Genomic DNA, 21,415 nt, shown 5'->3' with positions numbered 1-21,415 from the left:
GAATCGTGCCGTACGATCAGCACGGGCTTATCGGTCGAACGACTGCGATGCGATTGCGCTAGAGGATGGCGTCGTGTGCGCCATTCCGTTCGCGCAGCTTGAGCCGATCTGCCGCGAGATGAAGCCGATGCAGCATCACATCCATCAGATGATGAGCAGAGGGAACGTCCGCGAATCGAGCCAGATGATGCTGTTCGGCACGATGACAGCCGAACAGCGTATTGCGACGTTTTTGCTGAATCTATCAAAACGCTTTAAGGCGCGCGGCTTCTCGGCCGCCGAATTCCATCTTCTTCTGAAGCGCTTGTGCCGCTGACAGACTATTCGGCGACTGATTCGTGCTTGTGTTCTTCGCGAATCAGCAACACAGGACACCGTGAGAAGCGCACGACCTGCTCCGCCACGCTGCCAATCACCAGACGCCGTACCCCTCGGCGCCCATGCGTGCCCATCACGAGCAGCTCGGCATGCACCTGATCCGCGTGGCGCAGTACGGCGCTGGCTACGTCGTCAGACAGGTTGTTCGTTTCGACCAGTTCGGCGCGACATTCCACGTCGGCGACAGCACAGGCCCGCTCGGCCTCCTGCAGCGCTGAGTGTCCGTCCTTGCGCACCGCCTCGATGAAGGCGATCGGATCGTAATATCCCGCGTAGGAGAAGAGCGGAGTCTTGTCTGTGACATAGAGCGCATGCACGACACCCTTCGTCACGGCAGCAAGACCCACAGCTTCTTTTAGTGCGCGCTTCGAGGAACTGCTGCCGTCGAGAGCGACGAGGATGTTCTGGTACATGGTGATTCTCCGATAAAGATGGTCATGTGTTCCGGCAACGCATGTGCCACACCGCGCATACCATGCACACTCGCTGCAGACCACGTCAACGAGGCCGACCGTTGCAACGCGACATTGGCCGACAGCTGCGCGAAGCGTGTGGTGTGGCCAGCGCCGCCCCGAATAGGCTGGAGATAACGATCTGGAACCGACCAGTTGCTCGGTTACATCATCGACCGCGATGCGAAAGCCAGCTTGATCTGGGTCAACCGTCACCGGATCGCAAGCCCTTCATCGCGCGTCAGGTTCGCAACAGGTACGGCATAGCGGGGCCTGGTTGATCGGGGTCAAAGAAGACTGTAGCGCCGCGCCTAGACTGAACCCGTTCGTAAAGTGTGTCCGCAACCAGAGACGACGCTTGAGCCGTGGGAAACTGACATTGGTCCGGCGCCGTTGTCGTCAAGGAGGCAATTGCCATGAGTCTCGTGTCCAATCTGGACGGTGTGCGGCACGCATATAGACTGTGCTTCGTCCGTGCGCCGTGGGCCTGCTTCACTCGGCTACCGCTCGACCAACAATGGGGTGACGGCTGGGAACGCGCGCCCTATGAGCAATATGCTGGACTACCCTACGACGACGCCCAGCAAATTCTGACGGTCGCCTATGACGGTGCGCTGCTGACACCCGACGCCGGATACGCCGGCCACCCGCTGAGCGCTAACGAAATTAATCGTGGCGTCGTGCCATGGTTGCGCACGCAGAATTTCATCGGCAATGCGCAGGTGCGGATTGCTGCGGGCGTCTCGGTCGAACGATTCGTGGAGCTTGTCGAACTCGCGGGTGGGCATGTGTATGCGCCGCTCGGCTGGGGGGCTTTGCGGTTGGAGCGCGCGGGGGCCGCGCCCTTCGCCAAATCCGATCGCGAAGGACCCGAGAACAGCCGGCCATCGCTGCGGGCACCGAGGGATCAGGCATAGGCTGTCAATCGGCACGACATTTGATAGAAATCAAGTCTCCCGCTTCAGAGCATCGCAATATGAATAAGACAGTATTGCAAGTGGAGTTTCAAAGGGGAAAGAAGTATGGGTCCAGCTTCAACCCTCAACGTCGAGCCACGAGATCGCGAACTCGCTACTTGCGTCATGGACAGGATTCGCAGCGATCCTTTCTTGAGTCATGAAGCGATAAGCATTGATGCGATCAACGGAAACGCAATCTTGCGCGGCACAGTATCCGGCTATGCTGTACTGGTCGCCGCATGTGCCGCAGCTAAGGATGTGAAAGCGGTTGTGGCGGTGCGATCGGAACTGACCGTCCAGATTCCTGAACATTTGCGTCGTACCGACGCCGAGATCCGCGGAGCGGCAATTGCCGCACTCAGGTGGAGAGCCTGTCTACCGCCTGGCGCCGTGAACGTGTGCGTTCTGGATGGTCGGGTGACGCTTACGGGGCGGGTCGACTGGTCGTATCAAAAGAAGTTGGCCGAAGAGGTTATCGTTTCACTCCAAGGCATCACCTCGATCGATAATATGATCGAGGTCAGCGACCGTCAGATAGAGATGGAAGTCTTGACACGCATCCGTGCCGCGCTGCGTGTGGCCGCCGAGGCGCAAGCTGATGCGATTGAAGCGGAGGTGCTACACGGTACGGTCACGTTGCGCGGGATACTGCAGAGCATCGGCGCACGTGCCACGGTATGCGCTGCCGCGCGAGGGCACCCGGAAGTGCGCCAACTGTATGACGAGCTGCGCTTGGCACCGTGAAAGCGCCTCTATCAATCTGCTGATCAGTGATCGCGGCATTGCGTGAGCCGTATGGCGACATAGAGCCCTGACGCGCGAGACGGTGCCGTCGTGCCTGATCGGCGTACCGTTGCCTGCCCCATTTCAGCTGACCACGAGATGATCGACGATCGTCTTTACGCCTGGCGTAGAGCGCGCCGCGCCCCACACGATAGACCGCTCGGAGGACGAGCTGACCCGGCCCGACAACGTGACCTTGCCGTCGTCGACCTCGACGCCGAGATGCTTCAGTTCGCGTTGCGTGTGGCGCTGAATCGCCTTGCGGATATTGAATTCGATATCTGTCGGCGAGGCGCTACCCGTAATGCGGATGCTGTTGGTCACGCCCGTCACTCCGCGCATGTGCCGGATGTTTTTCTCGGCAATATGGCTGCGATAACCGTCCCGCACTTCGCCGCTCAACGTCACCCAACCCCTTTCCACTTTGATTTTGACTGCGCTTTCCTCAAGGCCCGCGATCCAGTCGAGCACGGCGCTCGCGCTCAGCGCGAGGTCCTCGTCGCTCCTGCGGTCGGCTTCGTGCAGTACAACGTCAATGTGCATGACCACGGCGACGACACCGGCGATACCGAGCACCGATTTTTCGGCGGCGACTTTCTGCACGTAGTTGGGCACCTGGCCGCTCAGTGTAACGATGCCCTCGACGACCGCGACGCCGATCCGGTTCGCATCGATCGCCGGATTGTTCGCCAGCTCGTCCTCGACTTCCTCACGCAATTGACTGTCCGCTTTCATGGCCGGTGCCCTCCACAAATCGCATCGACGCGAAACTGCCTCGACGCCAGAGAATAATCGGGTTTCTCGCGCAGCCCTCAGCGAGGCACGCAAGCACTCGCACCCAGACTAGCGCGCAAGGGCGCGGTGCAATTGATCGAGGTCAATCACTCGCGTCCATCGTCAACTGGCGGCGCAGCGCCCCGCTGGAGAATCGGACGACACGATTCGAGCTCTTCTGCTGAGTTTCAAACGCGCGTCACCCATTCGCGCTTGATCTGAGTCAATCGTGCCCCGTCTTTCCCGCAACACACTGGCTGCGATATCCAGAGCCATGTTCGAGTCACGCGCGCAACCATGCGGCCGATCGTCGCGTATCGGCCAGCTGCGCGACGCGCGGTGCTTACCATTCATACCAGCGAGGAGACTATGTCCACTGCCGCCGTCAACCACCACGAGCCAGAAACGGCCGTCCCGCCGCTTCTGAACGGCACTGCCATCGATGGCATGGCCGCCTACGAAGCACTCGTCAGCGAAGCGCGCGCCGATCGACCCGGCTTCTGGGCACGGCTCGCGCGCGAGCATCTGAGCTGGCACCGGCCTTTCACGAAGGTGCTCGACGAATCGAACGCGCCGTTCTTCAAATGGTTCGACGACGGTCTGCTGAACGCGTCGTACAACTGCCTCGATCGTCATCTGCACAACGGTAGTGCCAACAAGACCGCGATCATTTTCGAGGCTGACGACGGCTGCGTGACGACCATCACCTACCGGCAACTGCACGCCCGCGTGTGCCGACTTGCGAATGCATTGCGCGCGCGCGGCATCGCGTGCGGCGAGCGCGTGATGATCTATCTGCCGATGTCGATCGAAGGCGTCGTCGCGATGCAGGCGTGCGCGCGCATCGGCGCATTGCACTCGGTCGTGTTCGGCGGCTTTTCGGCGAAGTCGCTGCACGAACGGATGGTCGATGTCGGCGCCGTCGCGGTCATTACCGCCGACGAGCAGATGCGCGGGGGCAAGAATCTGCCGCTGAAATCCATCGTCGACGAAGCGCTGAAAATGGGCGACACCGACGCCATCCATACCGTGATCGTCTACCGGCGCACGGGCGGCTCGATCCTGTGGGACGAACCGCGCGACTGCTGGCTGCACGAGCTCGAAGCGGCCCAGCCCGACACCTGCGAGCCCGAATGGGTCGGTGCCGAGCACCCGCTGTTCGTTCTGTACACGTCCGGCTCGACCGGCACGCCAAAGGGCGTGCAGCACAGCACGGCGGGCTATCTGCTGTGGAGCGCCGTCACGATGAAGTGGACGTTCGACATCCGCCCGGACGACGTGTACTGGTGCACGGCCGACATCGGCTGGATCACCGGACACAGCTACATCTGCTATGGCCCGACCGCGGTCGGTGCCACCCAGGTCATTTTCGAAGGCGTGCCGACGTGGCCGCACGCGGGACGCTTCTGGGAAATGATCGCGCAGCACAAAGTCAGCATCTTCTATACGGCGCCTACCGCGATCCGCTCGCTAATCAAGGCGTCCGAGTCGGACCGCGGCGTGCATCCGGGCCGCTTCGACCTCAGTTCGTTGCGCCTGCTCGGCACCGTCGGCGAGCCGATCAATCCGAGCGCGTGGGAATGGTTTGCCCGCGAGGTCGGCGGCGGCCGCTGTCCGGTGCTCGACACGTTCTGGCAAACCGAAACGGGCGGCCACATGATCACGCCGCTGCCGGGCGCGACACCGCTCGTCGCCGGATCGTGCACGTTGCCATTACCCGGCATCGAGGCCGCGATCGTCGACGAGACCGGCTGCGAGCTGCCGAACGGCCAGGGCGGGTTGCTCGTCGTCAAGGCGCCGTGGCCGTCGATGCTACGGACCATCTGGGGCAATCCGGAGCGGTTCCGAAATGGCTACTACCCGCCGGAATTGGGCGGCCAACTGTATCTGGCGGGCGATGGCGCGATCCGCGATCCGCAGACTGGCTACTTCACGATCACCGGCCGCATCGACGATGTGCTGAACGTGTCCGGCCACCGTATGGGCACGATGGAAATCGAATCGGCGCTAGCCGCTCATCCGCTGGTCGCGGAAGCCGCGGTCGTCGGCCGGCCCGACGAGACGATCGGCGAAGCGATCGTGGCGTTCGTCGTGCTCAAGGGTCCGCGCCCCGAACACGCCGAGGCGAAGAAGATCGCTGATCAACTGCGCGCATGGATCGGCAAGGAAATCGGGCCGATCGCCAAGCCGAAGGAAATCCGCTTCGGCGACAGCATGCCGAAAACGCGCTCCGGCAAGGTCGTGCGGCGTCTGTTGCGCTCGGTGGCGAAGGGCGAAACGCTCGCCCAGGACATGTCGACCGTCGAAAACCCCGCCGTGCTGCGGCAGTTCGGCGACCACACGTAAGCAACCCAGGATCGATTCAGGAGACGCCACCATGAAACCCACCGCACCCAACCCCGCATCGCTGGGCCTAGCCGCCTTCGCGCTGACCACCTGGCTGCTCAGCATGATCAACGCGGGCTGGTTTAGCAGCGGCTCGCTCGGTCTCGTGCTCGCCGTCGCATTCGCGTTCGGCGGTAGCATGCAGATCGTCGCCGGACTCATGGAGATTCCGCGCGGCAACACGTTCGGCGCCACCGCGTTTCTCAGTTATGGCGCGTTCTGGTGGTCGTTCGCACTGTTCGCGCTGTTTTTGCACGAGCAGGTGCCGGCCGCGTTCGTCGGCTGGTATTTGCTGCTGTGGGGCGTCTTCACGTTCTACATGTGGATCGCGACGTTCCGCGCATCGCGCGCGTTGCAGTGCGTGTTCCTCGCGCTGTGGGCGACGTTCTTTCTGCTCGCGGCCAGCGAATGGCTCGGCTCGGCACCGCTGCGGCACGCGGGAGGATATGGCGGGCTGCTGACCGCGCTGCTCGCGTTCTATCTGTCCGCGGCGGAAATCATCAACGAATCGCTGGGCCGCAGCGTGCTGCCGGTCGGCGCGAGGCCCGCGCTCGTCGAGATGGAGTCGGTTAGTGCCGCGGTGGTGACGCGGTTTGCAGACTGATTGGGCGTAGTGATTCGGCGACTCTTAGGGATTTGTACGGGGCGGGCTTCGTCATCTCGCCGCGCGAATCGAAATTGATTTTCCTTGCGCCTCAAAGAATCGAATCGGCCCGCTCCCATGCGGGCCGGTTTCTTTGTGTGTCATTGTTCACGCCCGTATCGAGTGCCTGCGACGGCCTTCGATCTCACTGAACCGGCTGCTCGGCAGGACTCCCTGCCGGTTGTTGCGCCGAGTCCGGACGCTCGTGCATCGCACGTTCGACGAGCGCGCGAATGCGCCCGCTCAGACTGTCGCGAAGCGTGTCGTCGAGCGGCTTGCACAGCCACGCCGCCGCTCTAGCGTCGCTATGCACGTCATCCGCCGCGTTGAGTTTGTCGCGTACCCACGTCGTCACCTCCGGCGCGACGCCGTCGAACACGCCGGCGGCGAGCGCCGTGAGCAATGCGACCTGATCGGCGACGCGCAACGCGTTGAAACGCGGCTGCGTCAGCAGCGCACGAATCCGTTTGCCCCGCGCGATCTGCGCGTTGACGCGTGCATCGGCGAGACCGCCGAAGCGGCTGAACATTTCGAGCTCGAGAAACTGCGCATAGTCGAGCCGCAAGCGACCCGCGACATCGCGCAGCGCGGCGTGCTGCGCCTTGCCGCCGACGCGGCTCACACTCAGGCCGACGTCCACGGCGGGCCGCTGGTTCGCGGCGAACAGCGCGGCGTCGAGCACGATCTGCCCGTCCGTGATCGAGATCAGGTTGGTCGGAATGTAGGCCGACAGATTGCCGGCGTCCGTCTCGGCGATCGGCAATGCGGTCAGCGACCCGCCGCCCAACGCGGGCGACAGTTTCGCCGCGCGTTCCAGCAGTCGCGCGTGCAGATAGAAAATGTCGCCGGGATATGCCTCGCGTCCGGGCGGCTCGCGCGTGAGTAGCGCGAGCTCGCGATGCGTCGCCGCGTGCTTCGTCAGATCGTCGATCACAATCAACGCGTGCTGGCCGCGATCGCGAAAGAACTCTGCGATCGAACACCCCGCGAACGGCGCGATCCACTGCAGGCCGGGCGGCGCGGCCGCCGAAGCGACGACGAAGATGCAGCGCTCGAACGCCCCCTGCTCGCGCACGGCATCGATCACGCGCTGCACCGCCGTCGCGCGCTGGCCGACGGCGACATATACGCAGATCACGTCGCTGCGCTTCTGATTGACGATCGCCTCGACGGCGAGCGAGGTCTTGCCTGTCGCGCGATCGCCGATGATCAGCTCGCGCTGCCCTCGACCGATCGCGAACAGCGCATCGACGACGAGCACGCCCGTCTGCAACGGCTCGCTCACGAAGTCCCGTTCGATGATCGCGGGCGCCGAGCGCTCCACAGGCAAACGCGCGGTGGCCCCGAACGCCTCGCCGCCATCGAGCGGCCGACCGAGCGGATCGACGACGCGGCCGAGCAGCGCGTCGCCGACCGGCACGTCGAGCACGCTGCCGGTCCCCGCGACGCGCATGCCAGCCCGCACCGCCTCGCCGCTGTCGAGTAGCACGACGCTCGCGCTCTCAGCGTCGAGCGAATGAATGAAGCCACGCACGCCGCATTCGAGTTCGACGACCTCGTCGAGCGCGGCGTCGGGCAGCCCCGACACGAAAGCGATGCCGTCTGCGATCTGTTCGACACGGCCCATGCTCGCCGCGCGCGGTTCGAGCACCACGCGCGCGAGCGCGTTGCGTTTGCGGGCGAGCCACGCGTCGGCTAACGGCGCGTTGTCGCGGTCAGCGCTCGTGGCCATCGTCACGCAGCAGTCCACCGTGAATCTGTTCGAGCTGGTCACGCCAACTATTGCACACGACCGCGTGCGCGCCCGACAGTTCGAGCCCCGCGAGCAACGTCCGGTCGATCGCGGTATCGAGCTGGAGCGGCTGTGCGAAGGCTGCCGCGAGCGCCGCTTCGCAGGCGGCGCGCTCCTCGTGCGTCAGCTCGCGCGGCGCGCTAAGGCGCAGCGGCACATCCCCGGCCATCGCGGCGCGCGCGCCCGGCGACAAGCGGCGCACGCCGTCCGCGAGCCCGTCGATGAACCCGGCGACGCGCATGTCCTCTGGCGACCGCTCGAGCAAGCGGTCGAGCAGCTTGCCCGCGATATCGACGGCGAGCCGCGCGGCGGCCGCCGACGCCGCTTCGGCTTGCGCCGCGCGCTCGCGCTGCCGGTCCGCCGCCGCCTGGGCGAGTAGCCGCTCGGCTTCGTCGCGCGCGGCGTCGAGCAGTGCAGCGTGTTGCGTGCGCGCGTCGGCCTCGACGGTTGCGAACGCCTGCGCTCGCTGCGCGGCGAGCTGCTCGCGTTCGGTCTGCAGCGCCTCGCGTTCGGCCTGCGCCGCGTGCTTCGACGCGTTTGCGTCATCGATCAGCGCATTCGCGCTCGCCTGTCTCTGCGCGATGATGTTCGCGACCGGACGGAACAGGAAGCGCGCGAGCAGCCAGACCAGGATCAGCGCGTTGAACGTCTGCAGCGCCAGCGTCGACCAGTCGATTTTCATGGCGCGCCCTACCTGACGAATGGATTGGCGAACAGCAACAGCAGCGCGACGACGAGGCAATAGATCGCCATCGTCTCGATCATCGCGAGCCCGACGAACAGCGTGCGTGAGAGCGTGCCCGCCGCATCGGGCTGGCGCGCGATCGCGTCCATCGCGGCGGCGACCGCGCGGCCCTCGGCCAGCGCCGGCCCGATCGCGCCGAACGACACCGCGAGCGCGGCGGCCGCGATGCTGACGATTTCGATGAGACTCATGCCTGTCCTTTCTGGTTGTCGTGAACGGCGGCGCGCGACTCGCCGGCGGCGGCGCCGATGAAGACCATCGCGAGCACCGCGAAAATGTAGGCCTGTACCGCGCCGGTCAGCAGATCGAGCGCCATCAACGGAATCGGCACGAGCAGCCCGGCGAGCGACAGCACGATACCGACCACGAAGACGCCGCTCATCACGTTGCCGAATAGCCGCACCACCAGCGAAAACGTGCGGGTGATCTGCTCGACGACGTTCAACGGGATCATCACCCATGCCGGTTCGGCGAACGTCGCGAGGTAGCCGCGCCAGCCGCGCGAGCGCACGCCGTACACGAACGTCGCGGCGAGCACGACGAGCGCGAGCGCGGCATCGGTTTCGAGGTGCGCGGTGGGCGGCTCGATACCCGGAATCAGCGACGACCAGTTCGCGATCAGCACGAACAGGAACAACGTGCCGATCAGCGCGCGATACGGCGCGGGCTCGGTTTGCATGGTGTCGCGGATCTGCGCATCGAGCGTGCCGACCAGCAGTTCGAGCGCGGTCTGGGTACGCGACGGCATGATCGACAGCCTGCGCGTGAGCCACAGCGAGACGACCGTCATGAGCGCCATGATCGCCCACGTGACGACGACGGGCGTGGTGATGACGAGCGGACCGGCTCGCGCGAGCGGCTCAGTAACGAGCGGCGAATGGATCACGGCGCCGCCCGCCGCATGCCGAGCGCCACGCCGCGCGCCCACAGGAAGCCCCCGATGCCGCCGAGCAACGCAAATGCACCTGCTTTCGCCAGCGGGACGAACAAAGCGGCCGTCAGCGCGAGCCGCACCAGTTGCAGCGCGAAGGCGCGCATCACGCGTCCTCGCGCGAAAAGCGCGACGTTCCAGCGCAGCGTCGCGAAGTGAAGCGCACCGCTCAGCAAGCCGACCGCCATTCCCGTGGCGGCAAGCGCGAGCGAGTCAGTGAAATGAAACGAGGTGGCGTCAATCACGATCTCTCCTTTGCTGTCGATGCATCCAGCGCCATGCGGACCATAGGCCGATGGCCGCGCCGATCATCAGAAGCGGCGCCGCAAAAAACACCCGTGTACCCGCGAGACGGTCGAGCCAGCGCCCGAGCGCGAGGCACAGCAAGATCGGCAAAACGATCGTCCAGCCGAGAATGCCGATCTGGCCAAGCCGCGCACCCAGCGATGGCTCCGGGTTCTCCCGCCCGGTCCGCGCGCGGCTCGCCGCGCGCTGCGCGGCCTGCGCGACGCGGTCGCCGGGTTTGCCCTCCGCTTTGCCGTCCGCCTTGCCGTCCGCCTTGCCGTTCGCTTTGCCGTCCATTTCGCCGCCAGGCGGCCGCGTCATCATCCCGGTTCTCCACGCGTGGCTCGCGGGCGCAGATAGAGCAGCATCTGACGCACGGCCTGCGCGTGCAGGCGCGTCTGCTCCACGCGCGCGCGCCGCATCGCGTCGATCTGCGCGGCACGCGCGCGGCGCACGTCCGCTTCGAGCGCTTCGAGCGAGTCGCCCGGCAGCGCTTCGCGGCACGCGAGCGCGACAGTCTCGCCGCCCGAGACGATCAGCACGCCGCCATCGACCGCGCAGTAATGCTCGACGCCGTCCGGCGTGCGCCAGCGCACGACCGATGCGCTCAGCAGCGTGACCATGTCCGCGTGCCCCGGCCGGACGCCAAAAGCGCCGCTCTCGTCCTCGGCACGTAACGACACGACCGGCAAGCCTTCGACGATGACGTGCGCCGGCGTAGCGATCGTCAGAGCCAGGCCATGTTGCGGCATCTCACCCTCCTTCTCACGCCACGACGGCGCTCACGTCCGCCGACCTGGCGCGGGCTTCCTTGTCGCGCGCCTCGTCCAGCGCGCCGACCATGTACAGCGAGCGCTCCTGCCAGTCATCGCACTCGCCGGCGAGAATCGCCCGGCAGCCGGCGATCGTCTCGGCAAGCCCGACCGTCCTGCCGGGTTGTCCGGAGAACGCCTCGGTGACCGCGAATGGCTGCGTCAGAAAGCGCTGCAGACGACGCGCACGCTGCACGGCGCGCCGATCGTCGACGCCGAGTTCCTCGATACCGAGCAACGCGATCACGTCTTGCAGCTCGCGCTGATGTTCGAGCACGCGCCGCACCTCGTTGGCAACCGTCGTGTGCTCCTCGCCGACGACGAGCGGATCGAGCAGGATCGACGACGACGCGAGCGGATCGATCGCCGGATACATGCCCTCGGCGGCAAGCGCGCGCGACAGCACGATCATGCTGTCGACGTGCGAGGCAATCGTCGTGACGGCGGGGTCGGTGAAGTCATCGGCGGGGACGTAGACGGCCTCGATCGCGGTGACAGCCGCGTTGCCCACCGACACGATTCGCTCCTGCAACGCCGCCACCTCGCTCGCGAGCGTCGGCTGATAGCCGACCCGCGATGGCATGCGCCCGAGCAGCCCCGACACTTCCGCCCCCGCCTGCACGAAGCGAAACACGTTGTCCATCAGCAGCAGTACGTTCTGGCCGAGCTCGTCGCGGAAGTACTCGGCGATCGTCAGCGCGGTAAGCGGCACGCGCCAGCGCGCGCCAGGCGGCTCGTTCATCTGTCCGTAAACGAGCACGGCGCGCGGCAGCACGCCCGAGCTGCGCATGTCCGCAAGCATTTCGTGCCCCTCGCGGGAACGCTCGCCGACGCCGGCAAACACCGACATGCCGCCGTAGCGCGCGGCCATCGCGTGAATCAGCTCCATCACGAGCACCGTCTTGCCGACGCCCGCGCCGCCGAACATCGCCGCCTTGCCGCCATGCGCAAGCGGCGTCAGCAGGTCGACGATCTTGATGCCGGTCTCGAACAGACGCGTGGCACCTCGCTGCGCCGACAACGGCGGCGCAGCACGATGGATCGGCCGGCGCTCGACGGTGTCGGGCACGGGTGCGCCGCCGTCGCGCATGACACCCGCTACGTCCAGCAGCCTGCCGAGCACAGCGTCGCCGACCGGCACCTCGATCGGTCCCGCGCCAACCCGCACGGCGGCGCCGCGCGCGAGGCCCGCGGTCGCTTGCAGCGCCAGCGTGCGCACCGTGCGCTCGCCGCTGTGCGCCTGCACTTCGGCGAGGATCGACGTCCCGTCCGGCAGCGCGATCCACAGCGCGGTATCGACGGGCGGCAACACGTGCGTGTCGAACTCGACATCCACGACTGCGCCGCGGACGGCGCTCACGCGCCCGCTCGTGGCGGCGGCTACCGGCATCGCCATGTCCTGACAAACTGTGCTCGCGGCTATCGGCACGTCGCGCTCTCCACGATCAGCTCAGCAATGCACTCACGATAGCGGTGTGCCCCGCATCAAAACTGATCCTGATCAAAGCTTGTGCCATTGGCGCCCGATGCGCCGGTGCTCGCGCAGGTGAACGTTGGTTCGAACCGCCCATGCGCACGACTGCCATCGTTCGCCTCGCTTGATCTTCGTCAATATCGAGGTCTCCCGTCGAACGAATACTGGACAGGCCATTTCGAGGAGCGTCATATGACCCGTCTCATGAAAGCCGCCGTCGTCCACCAGTTCGGCGCGCCGCTGCGCATCGAAGAAGTGCCTGTCCCGCAGGTGGGACCGGGACAGATTCTCGTCAACATCAAGGCCTCGGGCGTTTGCCACACCGACCTGCACGCAGCCGACGGCGACTGGCCGGTCAAGCCGAGCCTGCCGTTCATCCCCGGGCACGAGGGCGTCGGCTATGTCGCCGCGGTCGGCAGCGGCGTGACTGCGGTCAAGGAAGGCGACCGCGTCGGCGTGCCGTGGCTGTACACCGCTTGCGGCCACTGCGAGCACTGCCTGAGCGGCTGGGAAACGCTGTGTCACGAACAACGGAATACCGGCTACTCGGTCAACGGCGGATACGCGGAGTACGTGCTGGCCGATCCGAACTATGTCGGCCACCTACCCGACAACGTAGCGTTCGATGAAATCGCGCCGATCCTTTGCGCCGGCGTGACGGTCTACAAAGGCATCCGTATGACCGACACGCGTCCCGGTCAGTGGCTCGCGATCTCCGGTATCGGCGGGCTTGGTCACGTCGCGGTGCAATACGCGATTGCGATGGGCCTGCACGTCGTCGCCGTTGATGTCGCCGACGACAAACTCGAACTCGCGCGCAAGCTCGGCGCGAAACTCGCGATCAATGCGAAAACCGAAGACCCGGCAGCGCTGATCCAGAAGGAAATCGGCGGCGCGCATGGCGTGCTCGTCACGGCGGTCTCGCGCAGCGCGTTCGCACAGGCGCTCGGCATGCTCCGCCGCGGCGGCACGGTGTCGTTGAACGGGCTACCACCCGGCGATTTCCCGTTGCCGATATTTTCGACCGTGCTCAACGGCATCACTGTGCGCGGCTCGATCGTCGGGACACGGCGCGATCTGCAGGAATCGCTCGACTTCGCGGCAGAAGGCAGCGTGCGCGCGCATATCCACCGTGATCGGCTGGAGAACATCAATACGGTGTTGGGCGCGCTGCGGGAAGGCAAGGTTGACGGGCGCATCGTGCTGACGATGGAATAGCGTATATCGAGGTGAACCGTCCGTTGTCCCTACGACGGACGAGAGCTCGCGCGGGCGGATCCACCACGACGTATAGCGCTGGAATTCGCCGGCGCCATACCAGCCACTCTGTCTCCCGCCGCGCCGCCATTCGGTGGCGGATCTTCTGCTCGAACCTTTTCACGGCGCACACCCGAAACCATCCTTCAGCGTTTCGTGACGGCACTGGCTAGTCCAGGAGGGCGATTTCAGACATTCCGATCAAGCGCAAACTATTTGGGCGAGGTTGGATGAGCCGTCCAGTACTGCTGTTGCCACATCATGTTGTTCATCAGACGGTTTCGAGAGCACATCGCATACACCGTCCAATTCCAGTTCGCCTTGCTTCCCGGGTACCCTGAGCAAAACAGACCTGGTTTGGCGCCCTGGCGACGCCGTATTCGCGCCACTGGAACTACCCATGTTCTTTAGCGAAAGCATAAGGCGCCGCGATTGAGCACCGCAATGTCGTCAAGTCTTCCCTGTCCCCGCCCTGATGACATGATCTGGATCAATGTCCACACCGGGAATGATTTTAGTCTTGAATAACCAGTCAAGGCTTGTGTGGAACACGTTCTTCTCTCATAGGCATGTCATGTCCGGTTAGCAGCCCGTTACGCGCGGCCCTTGCTGGGACCATTCGTTACCGTCGCCTGTCCGACGGGAGAGGAGATTGAAAAATGTCTCGTCAATTGGGCATCCAAGCCGGTAGCGCGTCTCCTGCTGCACCGTCCGCTGAAGAAATCCTCCGGGACAGCGATAACTTTTCTCTTGTACTTGGCGGTCCACTCTTCCAGCTCATGTGCCGCGCGCACATGGCGAACGATACGCTGGCGCTGGTGCGCCAGCGTATCGTTGCGCTCGTGCTTCTGGCCTGGGTCCCGCTCGTTGTTCTCGCTGCCCTGGAAGGACACCTGTTGGACCACACGATCGCGGTGCCCTTCCTGTACGACTTCGAAGCGCATATCAGGCTCCTCGTCGCCGTACCATTGCTGGTCATCGCAGAAATCGTCGTCCATCGGAGGCTTCGTCCTATCGCCCGGGCGTTCATCGATCGCCAGATCGTCCCTGAAAAATCGAAAGAACAGTTCGATAAGGCGATCAGGTCGGCATTCCGCTTGCGCAACTCCGTACTCACCGAGGTCCTGCTGCTTGCGTTCGTGTATGGCGTCGGCGTTCTTGTTATCTGGCGCCACTACACGGCGCTTCAGGCGAGCACCTGGTACGCAACTACTACGCCGGATGGCCTGAAGCTTTCCCTTGCAGGAACGTGGTACGGATATGTCAGCCTACCGATCTTTCAATTTCTGCTGGTTCGCTGGTATTTCCGGTTGTTCATCTGGACACGGTTCCTTTGGCAGGTCTCGCGTATCGAACTCAGTCTCGCACCCAGTCACCCCGACCGCGTTGGTGGGCTCGGCTTCCTGGCCAATACCGTCTATGCGTTTACCGTTCTCCTCGTCGCGCACGGCGCAATGCTGGCCGCGCAATTCGCGAATCGAATCCTGTATACAGGTGCAGCTCTTACAGACTTCAAGTTCGAAACGGGCGCCATGGTGCTGTTTCTTCTATGTCTGGTGTTCGGTCCGCTTCTCGTCTTCGCCCCACAACTTGCGAGCGCCAAGCGCAAAGGACTTGGCGAATACGGTGCCCTGGCGGAGCGCTATGTACGCGAGTTCGATGCCAAGTGGCTCCGAAACGGAGCACCAACGGACGAAGCGCTGGTAGGTAGCGGCGATATTCAGTCGCTGGCTGACCTCGCGAACAGCTTCGATGTGGTCAGAACAATGCGGCTTGTGCCGATCACGAGAGACGCCGTGCTACGGCTGGCGGCAGCTGTACTCGTGCCAATTGTGCCGCTGGCGCTCACCATGATGTCTCTCGAGGATTTACTGAAAAAACTATTCGGAATACTGTTCTAACCGCGCGCGCCCTAACTTACGCCGCTCAACCGCGAGACGCTTACCCGCGCGCCTCGTGATGCTTGTTGCCCGTTCTGATCCGCGAATGCAGTTCGCACGCGAACAACGACTACGAATCAACAGAGATTGTCTCAATGCGAAAGTCAACAGCGTGCCTCACGGTCATGGTCACTTGCTTGACCGGCTGCGTCCATGTCCCAGCAGTTTCACCGGAAGCGGTCGCGCCCCCCACGGCCTGCGTCGCGGGTCCGCCAATCGATCTGCAACGCTACATGGGAAAGTGGTTTGTGATCGCGGAAACCCCATATCTCAGCGACAGCGATTACGTGGGCAGTTACGACGAGTGGACATTGCGTGCCGATGGAAAAATTACCGACGACTATCTTGGCCAGCGTCAGACCTTTGATCAGCCAGTCACGGGAAGCCACTTTGTGGCGAAAATTGTGAGCGGTACGGGAAATACCACCTGGCGAGTCGGACTCATTTGGCCGTTCGAAGTACGGGTTATCACTGCGTACGTGGATCCTGAATATCGCTACACGGTTCGATGCATGGTCGACAGCAACATGGTGTGGGTGCTTTCGCGCAGTCCCACGATGGACGAAGCGACCTATCTGGATCTGATCGCGCGGCTAGCCGGTATGGGTTTCAACGTCGAGCGAATACGTCAGGTTCCACAAAGTGCCGGCCGAATCGCCCCACCACGATCTGAATAGGCATCGCTATGTCGAGTTCCGTCGTCCTTTAGAGCGTTGGAATCGGCGTCGTTCCAACCGACCACATGTTTCGGCAAGACGGACTCGTGCTCCATCATTGACACACGTCAACACGTGCACCCCGCGTCCGTTCATCCTTTTGCTTGAGCGTCACGCGCCGGGTATCGCACGCACAGACCGGTCCAGCATGACCGTTACGCAGGATTCGTCCGGCGTCGATCTCTAAGGCGTGAGCCTCGATTTCACACGCGGATCGCGCGACACAGTCGCGGATTTTGCGGCATAGCCGCATCGCGGCAACTTGACTGCGGTCTCGCGACCAAGACCCAAGGGAGGTATTCATGTTGACTCAATCCACTGCTTCCGATTTGCCGAAGATCTGGACAGCCTTCACCAATGCGCAGGTTCAAGCCTGCGTCGATTGGCTGGCGCTAACACAGGAAACGGGGGCGCGTTGCGCGCTCGCACGGAATCCGCTCGAATTCATGTCGACTGCCAGCCTGATGCTTCCCGAGTGCGTGTCCAGCGCGATGCGATACGGTAAAAGCGTCGCGGATCTCGTCGAGGCGTATCGGCATCTCGCGAGCGGGGCCGGCGTAAGCCAGGCAACAGCGCTGCCGATCTCCGAGTCCGCCAGCCCGATTGGTCCGGTCGGCGTTGCACAAGTGGCGGCGCATCATCCAGCACGCTCACAAACGCCACCGGCGCCGTCGGATGCGCCGATCGGCAGAACGGAAACATCCGCTTCGCCGGCTGTCAGGATGAACGGCGGGGAATAAACGACGCGGCGAAACTGCCGCCCTTGCAGTGCATACCGATACCGTTGGGTGCCGTGCACGCGACGCATACGCCAATTCTTCAGCCGGAGGACGAGGTGCCCTATTCCAGTAATGCCGATTTGCCAGCATCGGTTCGGGATAATCTGCCACGGCACGCGCAGGACATTTATCGGGCTGCATTCAACGCCGCATACGAGGAGTACGCGACCGATCCGGATCACGAAGCAATCGCACACCGTGTGGCATGGGCGGCGGTCAAGCGGTGTTACATGAAAGACGGCAACGATTGGATAGAGCGGCTGTGACAGGTCACGAAAGCGGTGCCGCTGCGGCCGGCGAATCGCTCTCAATACGTGTCGGAAAACGCGCCAAGCCCTGAATCCCATTGACGTATGTCAACGCTATGGCGCCTCGGCTCCCTAGACTGAATTCAGTCACGCGCGCACACATCTTTTGCGTGCCGATGGAGCCAATGCAATGACTTACCGCGCCCTATTGGTGCACCTCGACGACAGTGAAGCAGCGCTGCAGCGGCTCGAAATCGCGTTGCGGATCGCCCGGCAGTTTGGCGCACATGTGGTGGGGCTTGACATCGCGCCCACTCCGGACGCTCACATTTTCTCCGCAATACCAGGCGCGGCCGGTTTGTACGCGGAAGTGATCCGACAGAGAGAGCAGCGGCGTGGCACGCTTAGGGAGTTGTTCGATACAAGGTGCCGGCATGCGGAAATCTCCGGTCGATTTCTGTGCCTCGACGCGAGCGACAGGCAAAGCATCGTGCGGCACGCGCGTCTGGCTGACCTTGTCATCGCCGGCCAGGCAAACCCGAACGCCCCCGAGACATACATTCACGATCACGTTGGCGAACTGCTGATGCTGGCAGCGGGACGCCCAGTGCTCTTCGTGCCCTACACCGGCGTTTTCCCGAGCGTCGGTAGCCGGATCCTGATCGCGTGGGATGGAGGCCGCGAGGCGACGCGCGCCGTGTTCGACGCCCTGCCGTTCATTTCCCACGCGCAACAGAACATCGTCGTGACGGTGCATGGTGCGGCGGACGCGCCGCTTGGCTCGCGCATCCCCGGTGCCGACATTGCACTGACGCTCGCCCGTCACGACGCGGTCATCGAAGTACTCGAACTCGAGGGCGCCACCGGGGAGCACGTAGGAAGCGTCTTGCAGTCGTGCGCCCAGGCTCGCGGCTGCGACCTCATCGTCGTCGGTGGATACGGGCACACGCGCTGGCATGAGGCCGTGTGGGGAGGTGTTACGCGCACGCTCCTGCGAACGATGGCGCTGCCGGTCCTGATGTCGAACTGAATCCGCGCGGTTTTGCCCCCGTGAATCGATTCGGCGAATTCATGAGGAGACGCTCATGACGCAATTGCAGTCTGATCAGCGAAAGACTCACGTCACGGTCGAGCCGAACCGGCTGCTGGACCTGATTCGCGCGCTCAGTCTTGAACTTCAGGGCGCGCCGCAAGCTCAGGAACCGTTCGCACCCGCCGCATCAGGCACCCCTGTTTTCGTGCCCATCACACTGGAGACCCAGCTCGAACGGGATCTCGGCTTCGACAGCCTTGCGCGTGCGGAACTGCTGGCGCGCATCGAGCAGGCATTCGGCGTTCAGTTGCCGGTCGACGCGTTCGCCTCGGCGAGAACACCGGCCGACATCCTTGACGCGCTGGCCATCGCGCCCGCGCGAGCCGCGAGCGGCGTGAGCACGCGGCTTTCCGGCGCGGAGCCGACAGCAACCCCAGCCCCCTCCGGCGCGAGCGGTGCGCCGCAGGACCTCGACGCACCCAGCACAGCAAAAACGTGGGCCGAAGTCGTCCGTTGGCATGCGACGCGTCATCCCGGGCGTCTGCACCTGGTCATTCTGGATGAAAACGGCGGCGAAACGCAGGTAAGCATTGGCCAGCTCTATCGGCAAGCGTTGCTTGCCGCGGGTGGCCTGCGCACACTCGGTGTCGATCCAGGCGACACCGTCGCGCTGATGCTGCCGACTGGCCTCGACTACTTCGTCTGTTTTACCGCGATCCTGCTGTGCGATGCGATCGCCGTGCCGGTCTATCCGCCGGCGCATCGGCTCGAAATTGAAGATCACATGCACCGCAACGCTGCCATTCTCGCCAACGCCGGTGTCAAAGTTCTCCTCGCCGCCCACGAGGTAGGCGTGATAGCGCGACTGCTTGCGATCCAGGTGCCGACGTTGCGACACGTGCTCTCGCCGCAGCAGATCGAACCTCTGCCCATATCTACGCCGCCTGCAGCAGGTGCCGACGACATCGCACTGCTGCAGTACACGTCGGGGAGCACCGGCGTGCCCAAAGGCGTCGTGCTCAGCCACGCGAATCTGCTCGCGAACGTTCGCGCGATGGGCGAGCGCATGCGCGTGAATGCGCGCGACGTCCTCGTCAGCTGGCTGCCGCTTTATCACGACATGGGATTGATCGGCGCGTGGCTCGCCCCGCTCTACTTCGGGGTGCCGCTCGTGGTGATGTCGCCGCTCACGTTCCTCGCGCGACCAGCAAGCTGGCTGCGGGCGATCGGCCAGTATCGCGGCACGATTACCGCGGCGCCCAACTTCGCGTATGAACGCTGCGCACAGCAGCTCGCCGACGAGGACCTGGCCGGCGTGGACCTGTCGTCGCTGCGTTTTGCATTTTGCGGGGCCGAGCCGGTCAGCCCGCGGACGATGCGCTCGTTCGCCGCGCGCTTCGAGTCTCGCGGGCTCACTCCCCACGCGATCACGCCGGTCTACGGGCTCGCTGAAAACGTGCTCGGCGTGACATTTCCGCCGCCTTCGCGCGGTCTTTACGTCGATCGCATCGAGCGCCCGGCGCTCGACAGGACCGGCGAGGCAATTCCCGTTGTCGACAACGACGCGGCCGAGGTCGTCGGCTGCGGTTTCCCGCTCGCCGGGACCGAGTTGCGCATCATCGCCGAGGATGGACGCGAGGCGGCTCCTCGGCATATCGGCCGGATCGAGCTACGCGGCACGTCCGCCACGCGCGGTTACTGGCGCAACCCAACGCAGACCAGAACCATGTTCGACGACGGCTGGCTCGACACCGGCGATCTCGGCTACGTCGCGGACGGCGAGCTATTCGTGACGGGACGCTTGAAGGACATGATCATCCGCGGCGGGCGCCACTATTTTCCGTATGAACTGGAGGACACGATCGGCCGCATGCCAGACGTGGTGCACGGCGGCGTCGCCGTCTGCGGGGCGATCGATCCGCGCAGTGCGACCGAGCGCGTCATCATCATTGCCGAAACAACGCTTGCGAGTGCGCGGCAAGACGCCCGCGAGCAGTTGAGGATGCGCATCAATGCCGCCACGATGATGCGGTACGGCGCCCCGGCCGAGCAGATCGCGCTGGTGCCGCCGCATAGCATCGTCAGGACGCCAGGCGGCAAGATCCGGCATGCGGCAACGCTCGAGCAATTCGAACGTGGCGGCGAGACGATGGCGCCGCGCCCGTTCTGGCGCCAGCTCGGCGACACGCTGCAACGCAGTTTGTTCGCACTGGGGCGCCGCGCGTGGGAACGCACACGCGGCGCCGTGCGTGGCGTTGCGTGCTGGAGTGTGTTCGCTGCGCTTGGTGTCGGTGTCTTCGTCCGTATCGCATTTCGACACGATCAGGCGCGTAACTGGAGCATCCTCGCGCGGGCCTGCCGCCTGTTCCTGCGCGCGGCGGGACTGCACGTGGAGGTCGAAGGTGACCCCGACGCACTGCGCGAGCCGCATACCGTGATCGTATCGAATCACACCAGCTATCTCGACGTAGTGGTGCTCACCGCGTTCCTGCCCGCGCCGGTTGCCTTCGTATCGAAGCGGGAGCTGGCGCGCCAGCCGTTCACCGGTCCGTTGCTGCGGGCAATCGGCGCGCGTTTCGTCGAGCGCGGGGTCTACGCGGGCAGCCTCGCCGACGAAGCACAGTTGATTGAATTCGCGAAGGCGGGAGAGCGTCTGCTGTTTTTCCCCGAAGGGACCTTCGTGCGCGAAGCGGGCTTGCGCGAATTTCATCTGGGCGCTTTCCGGTGCGCCTGCACGACAGGACAACGTGTCGTTCCCGTTGCGTTACGCGGCGTGCGCGCCGCATTGCGCGACGGCGAATGGGTCCCGCGGCACGGCTCCATCACGATCAACGTTTTGCCGGCTGTTGCTCCCGACGGCACTGACTTTGCCGCGACCGCGCGATTGCGCGAGCGGGTACGCGCCTCCATCCTCGCGCGCTGCGGCGAGCCCGATGCGGCTGGCCACCTGTCCTCAGCCGTGAGATCGCGCCTGGCCGCCTCCGCGATCACCGACGAGATGTAAAACACGATGCGCTCGCGGAGCGCAA

Annotated in this window: 21 protein-coding genes and 1 pseudogene; 12 read left to right on the top strand and 10 right to left on the bottom strand. The window is 64.3% G+C overall.

Annotated elements, in window-relative coordinates:
• Positions 1–37: 37 nt before the first annotated feature.
• Positions 38–304: pseudogene (locus L0U84_RS25110) on the top strand (Crp/Fnr family transcriptional regulator); the annotation flags it as partial.
• A 16-nt stretch (positions 305–320) separates the two neighbouring features.
• On the opposite strand, the gene L0U84_RS25105 reads toward L0U84_RS25110, so the two are convergent.
• Positions 321–791: a universal stress protein gene (locus L0U84_RS25105; RefSeq protein WP_233853682.1), complete on the bottom strand. Its 471-nt coding sequence runs from the start codon at positions 789–791 to the stop codon at positions 321–323.
• Positions 792–1,246: 455 nt separating this feature from the next.
• On the opposite strand from L0U84_RS25105, the gene L0U84_RS25100 reads away from it, so the two are divergent.
• A complete protein-coding gene (locus L0U84_RS25100) occupies positions 1,247–1,747 on the top strand; it encodes a hypothetical protein (protein ID WP_233853681.1) in 501 nt (166 codons plus the stop codon).
• A 105-nt stretch (positions 1,748–1,852) separates the two neighbouring features.
• On the top strand, positions 1,853–2,533 hold the full coding sequence (locus tag L0U84_RS25095; protein WP_233853680.1) for a BON domain-containing protein: 681 nt from the start codon (positions 1,853–1,855) through the stop codon (positions 2,531–2,533).
• 123 nt (positions 2,534–2,656) lie between these two features.
• On the opposite strand, the gene L0U84_RS25090 is transcribed toward L0U84_RS25095, so the two are convergent.
• On the bottom strand, positions 2,657–3,307 hold the full coding sequence (locus L0U84_RS25090; protein WP_233853679.1) for a BON domain-containing protein: 651 nt from the start codon (positions 3,305–3,307) through the stop codon (positions 2,657–2,659).
• Between the two features lie 486 nt (positions 3,308–3,793).
• Between L0U84_RS25090 and acs the strand changes: the two genes are divergently transcribed.
• Together acs and L0U84_RS25080 are read left to right on the top strand one after the other, a co-directional pair.
• On the top strand, positions 3,794–5,692 hold the full coding sequence (acs, locus tag L0U84_RS25085) for an acetate--CoA ligase (protein ID WP_233856791.1): 1,899 nt from the start codon (positions 3,794–3,796) through the stop codon (positions 5,690–5,692).
• A gap of 31 nt (positions 5,693–5,723) precedes the next feature.
• A complete protein-coding gene (locus tag L0U84_RS25080; RefSeq protein ID WP_233853678.1) occupies positions 5,724–6,335 on the top strand; it encodes an acetate uptake transporter in 612 nt (203 codons plus the stop codon).
• A gap of 184 nt (positions 6,336–6,519) precedes the next feature.
• Here the strand turns inward: L0U84_RS25080 and L0U84_RS25075 are convergent, their stop codons facing one another.
• From L0U84_RS25075 to atpD, 8 genes are read right to left on the bottom strand one after another with little or no spacing between them, the layout of a single operon-like run.
• Entirely contained in the window at positions 6,520–8,106 is a 1,587-nt protein-coding gene (locus L0U84_RS25075; protein WP_233853676.1) for a F0F1 ATP synthase subunit alpha, read from the bottom strand.
• Positions 8,090–8,848 (bottom strand): F0F1 ATP synthase subunit B family protein, encoded by a 759-nt coding sequence (locus L0U84_RS25070; protein ID WP_233853674.1) that lies wholly within the window; start codon positions 8,846–8,848, stop codon positions 8,090–8,092. The genes L0U84_RS25075 and L0U84_RS25070 overlap by 17 nt, the downstream gene beginning before the upstream one ends.
• An 8-nt stretch (positions 8,849–8,856) precedes the next feature.
• Complete coding sequence (locus L0U84_RS25065) at positions 8,857–9,102, bottom strand: F0F1 ATP synthase subunit C (protein WP_233853672.1); 246 nt, start codon at positions 9,100–9,102, stop codon at positions 8,857–8,859.
• Positions 9,099–9,797, bottom strand: coding sequence for a F0F1 ATP synthase subunit A (locus L0U84_RS25060; protein WP_233853670.1), 699 nt, complete (start codon positions 9,795–9,797; stop codon positions 9,099–9,101). Before L0U84_RS25060 ends, L0U84_RS25065 begins: the two co-directional genes overlap by 4 nt.
• On the bottom strand, positions 9,794–10,087 hold the full coding sequence (locus L0U84_RS25055; RefSeq protein ID WP_233853668.1) for an ATP synthase subunit I: 294 nt from the start codon (positions 10,085–10,087) through the stop codon (positions 9,794–9,796). Before L0U84_RS25055 ends, L0U84_RS25060 begins: the two co-directional genes overlap by 4 nt.
• Positions 10,080–10,451, bottom strand: a complete 372-nt coding sequence (locus L0U84_RS25050; RefSeq protein ID WP_442794049.1) for an AtpZ/AtpI family protein — start codon at positions 10,449–10,451, stop codon at positions 10,080–10,082. The genes L0U84_RS25055 and L0U84_RS25050 overlap by 8 nt, the downstream gene beginning before the upstream one ends.
• Positions 10,448–10,879 carry a F0F1 ATP synthase subunit epsilon gene (locus tag L0U84_RS25045; protein WP_233853667.1) on the bottom strand — a complete coding sequence of 144 codons (432 nt, stop codon included), beginning with the start codon at positions 10,877–10,879 and terminating at the stop codon, positions 10,448–10,450. Before L0U84_RS25045 ends, L0U84_RS25050 begins: the two co-directional genes overlap by 4 nt.
• A 13-nt stretch (positions 10,880–10,892) precedes the next feature.
• Positions 10,893–12,329: a F0F1 ATP synthase subunit beta gene (atpD, locus tag L0U84_RS25040; protein WP_442794048.1), complete on the bottom strand. Its 1,437-nt coding sequence runs from the start codon at positions 12,327–12,329 to the stop codon at positions 10,893–10,895.
• A gap of 276 nt (positions 12,330–12,605) precedes the next feature.
• Here atpD and adhP point away from each other — a divergent pair, with 276 nt between their 5' ends.
• From adhP to L0U84_RS25005, 7 genes are all read left to right on the top strand, one after another.
• A complete protein-coding gene (gene adhP / locus L0U84_RS25035) occupies positions 12,606–13,631 on the top strand; it encodes an alcohol dehydrogenase AdhP (RefSeq protein WP_233853666.1) in 1,026 nt (341 codons plus the stop codon).
• A gap of 698 nt (positions 13,632–14,329) precedes the next feature.
• Entirely contained in the window at positions 14,330–15,571 is a 1,242-nt protein-coding gene (locus L0U84_RS25030) for a hypothetical protein (RefSeq protein WP_233853661.1), read from the top strand.
• Positions 15,572–15,636: 65 nt separating this feature from the next.
• Positions 15,637–16,287 (top strand): lipocalin family protein, encoded by a 651-nt coding sequence (locus L0U84_RS25025; RefSeq protein ID WP_442794047.1) that lies wholly within the window; start codon positions 15,637–15,639, stop codon positions 16,285–16,287.
• Between the two features lie 341 nt (positions 16,288–16,628).
• Complete coding sequence (locus tag L0U84_RS25020; protein ID WP_233853659.1) at positions 16,629–17,066, top strand: hypothetical protein; 438 nt, start codon at positions 16,629–16,631, stop codon at positions 17,064–17,066.
• A 95-nt stretch (positions 17,067–17,161) separates the two neighbouring features.
• Positions 17,162–17,371 carry a ChaB family protein gene (locus L0U84_RS25015; protein WP_233853657.1) on the top strand — a complete coding sequence of 70 codons (210 nt, stop codon included), beginning with the start codon at positions 17,162–17,164 and terminating at the stop codon, positions 17,369–17,371.
• Positions 17,372–17,543: 172 nt separating this feature from the next.
• Positions 17,544–18,383 carry a universal stress protein gene (locus tag L0U84_RS25010; RefSeq protein ID WP_233853655.1) on the top strand — a complete coding sequence of 280 codons (840 nt, stop codon included), beginning with the start codon at positions 17,544–17,546 and terminating at the stop codon, positions 18,381–18,383.
• A 55-nt stretch (positions 18,384–18,438) separates the two neighbouring features.
• Complete coding sequence (locus tag L0U84_RS25005) at positions 18,439–21,390, top strand: AMP-binding protein (RefSeq protein WP_233853653.1); 2,952 nt, start codon at positions 18,439–18,441, stop codon at positions 21,388–21,390.
• Positions 21,391–21,415: the final 25 nt, after the last annotated feature.

This window comes from Paraburkholderia sp. HD33-4 (assembly GCF_021390635.1).
Lineage (GTDB): Bacteria > Pseudomonadota > Gammaproteobacteria > Burkholderiales > Burkholderiaceae > Paraburkholderia.
The sequence above is the reverse complement of the archived record's forward strand: the minus strand, read 5'-3'. Positions and strand labels throughout refer to the sequence as shown.

Coding starts and splice junctions, on each gene's coding strand:
- L0U84_RS25090 (WP_233853679.1), bottom strand. CDS start 3,307: ATGAAAGCGGACAGTCAATTGCGTGAGGAAGTCGAGGACGAGCTGGCG.
- L0U84_RS25075 (WP_233853676.1), bottom strand. CDS start 8,106: ATGGCCACGAGCGCTGACCGCGACAACGCGCCGTTAGCCGACGCGTGG.
- L0U84_RS25020 (WP_233853659.1), top strand. CDS start 16,629: ATGTTGACTCAATCCACTGCTTCCGATTTGCCGAAGATCTGGACAGCC.
- L0U84_RS25105 (WP_233853682.1), bottom strand. CDS start 791: ATGTACCAGAACATCCTCGTCGCTCTCGACGGCAGCAGTTCCTCGAAG.
- L0U84_RS25005 (WP_233853653.1), top strand. CDS start 18,439: ATGACGCAATTGCAGTCTGATCAGCGAAAGACTCACGTCACGGTCGAG.
- L0U84_RS25030 (WP_233853661.1), top strand. CDS start 14,330: ATGTCTCGTCAATTGGGCATCCAAGCCGGTAGCGCGTCTCCTGCTGCA.
- L0U84_RS25050 (WP_442794049.1), bottom strand. CDS start 10,451: ATGATGACGCGGCCGCCTGGCGGCGAAATGGACGGCAAAGCGAACGGC.
- adhP (WP_233853666.1), top strand. CDS start 12,606: ATGACCCGTCTCATGAAAGCCGCCGTCGTCCACCAGTTCGGCGCGCCG.
- L0U84_RS25100 (WP_233853681.1), top strand. CDS start 1,247: ATGAGTCTCGTGTCCAATCTGGACGGTGTGCGGCACGCATATAGACTG.
- L0U84_RS25095 (WP_233853680.1), top strand. CDS start 1,853: ATGGGTCCAGCTTCAACCCTCAACGTCGAGCCACGAGATCGCGAACTC.
- L0U84_RS25080 (WP_233853678.1), top strand. CDS start 5,724: ATGAAACCCACCGCACCCAACCCCGCATCGCTGGGCCTAGCCGCCTTC.
- acs (WP_233856791.1), top strand. CDS start 3,794: ATGGCCGCCTACGAAGCACTCGTCAGCGAAGCGCGCGCCGATCGACCC.
- L0U84_RS25045 (WP_233853667.1), bottom strand. CDS start 10,879: ATGCCGCAACATGGCCTGGCTCTGACGATCGCTACGCCGGCGCACGTC.
- L0U84_RS25010 (WP_233853655.1), top strand. CDS start 17,544: ATGACTTACCGCGCCCTATTGGTGCACCTCGACGACAGTGAAGCAGCG.
- L0U84_RS25065 (WP_233853672.1), bottom strand. CDS start 9,102: ATGAGTCTCATCGAAATCGTCAGCATCGCGGCCGCCGCGCTCGCGGTG.
- L0U84_RS25070 (WP_233853674.1), bottom strand. CDS start 8,848: ATGAAAATCGACTGGTCGACGCTGGCGCTGCAGACGTTCAACGCGCTG.
- atpD (WP_442794048.1), bottom strand. CDS start 12,329: ATGCCGGTAGCCGCCGCCACGAGCGGGCGCGTGAGCGCCGTCCGCGGC.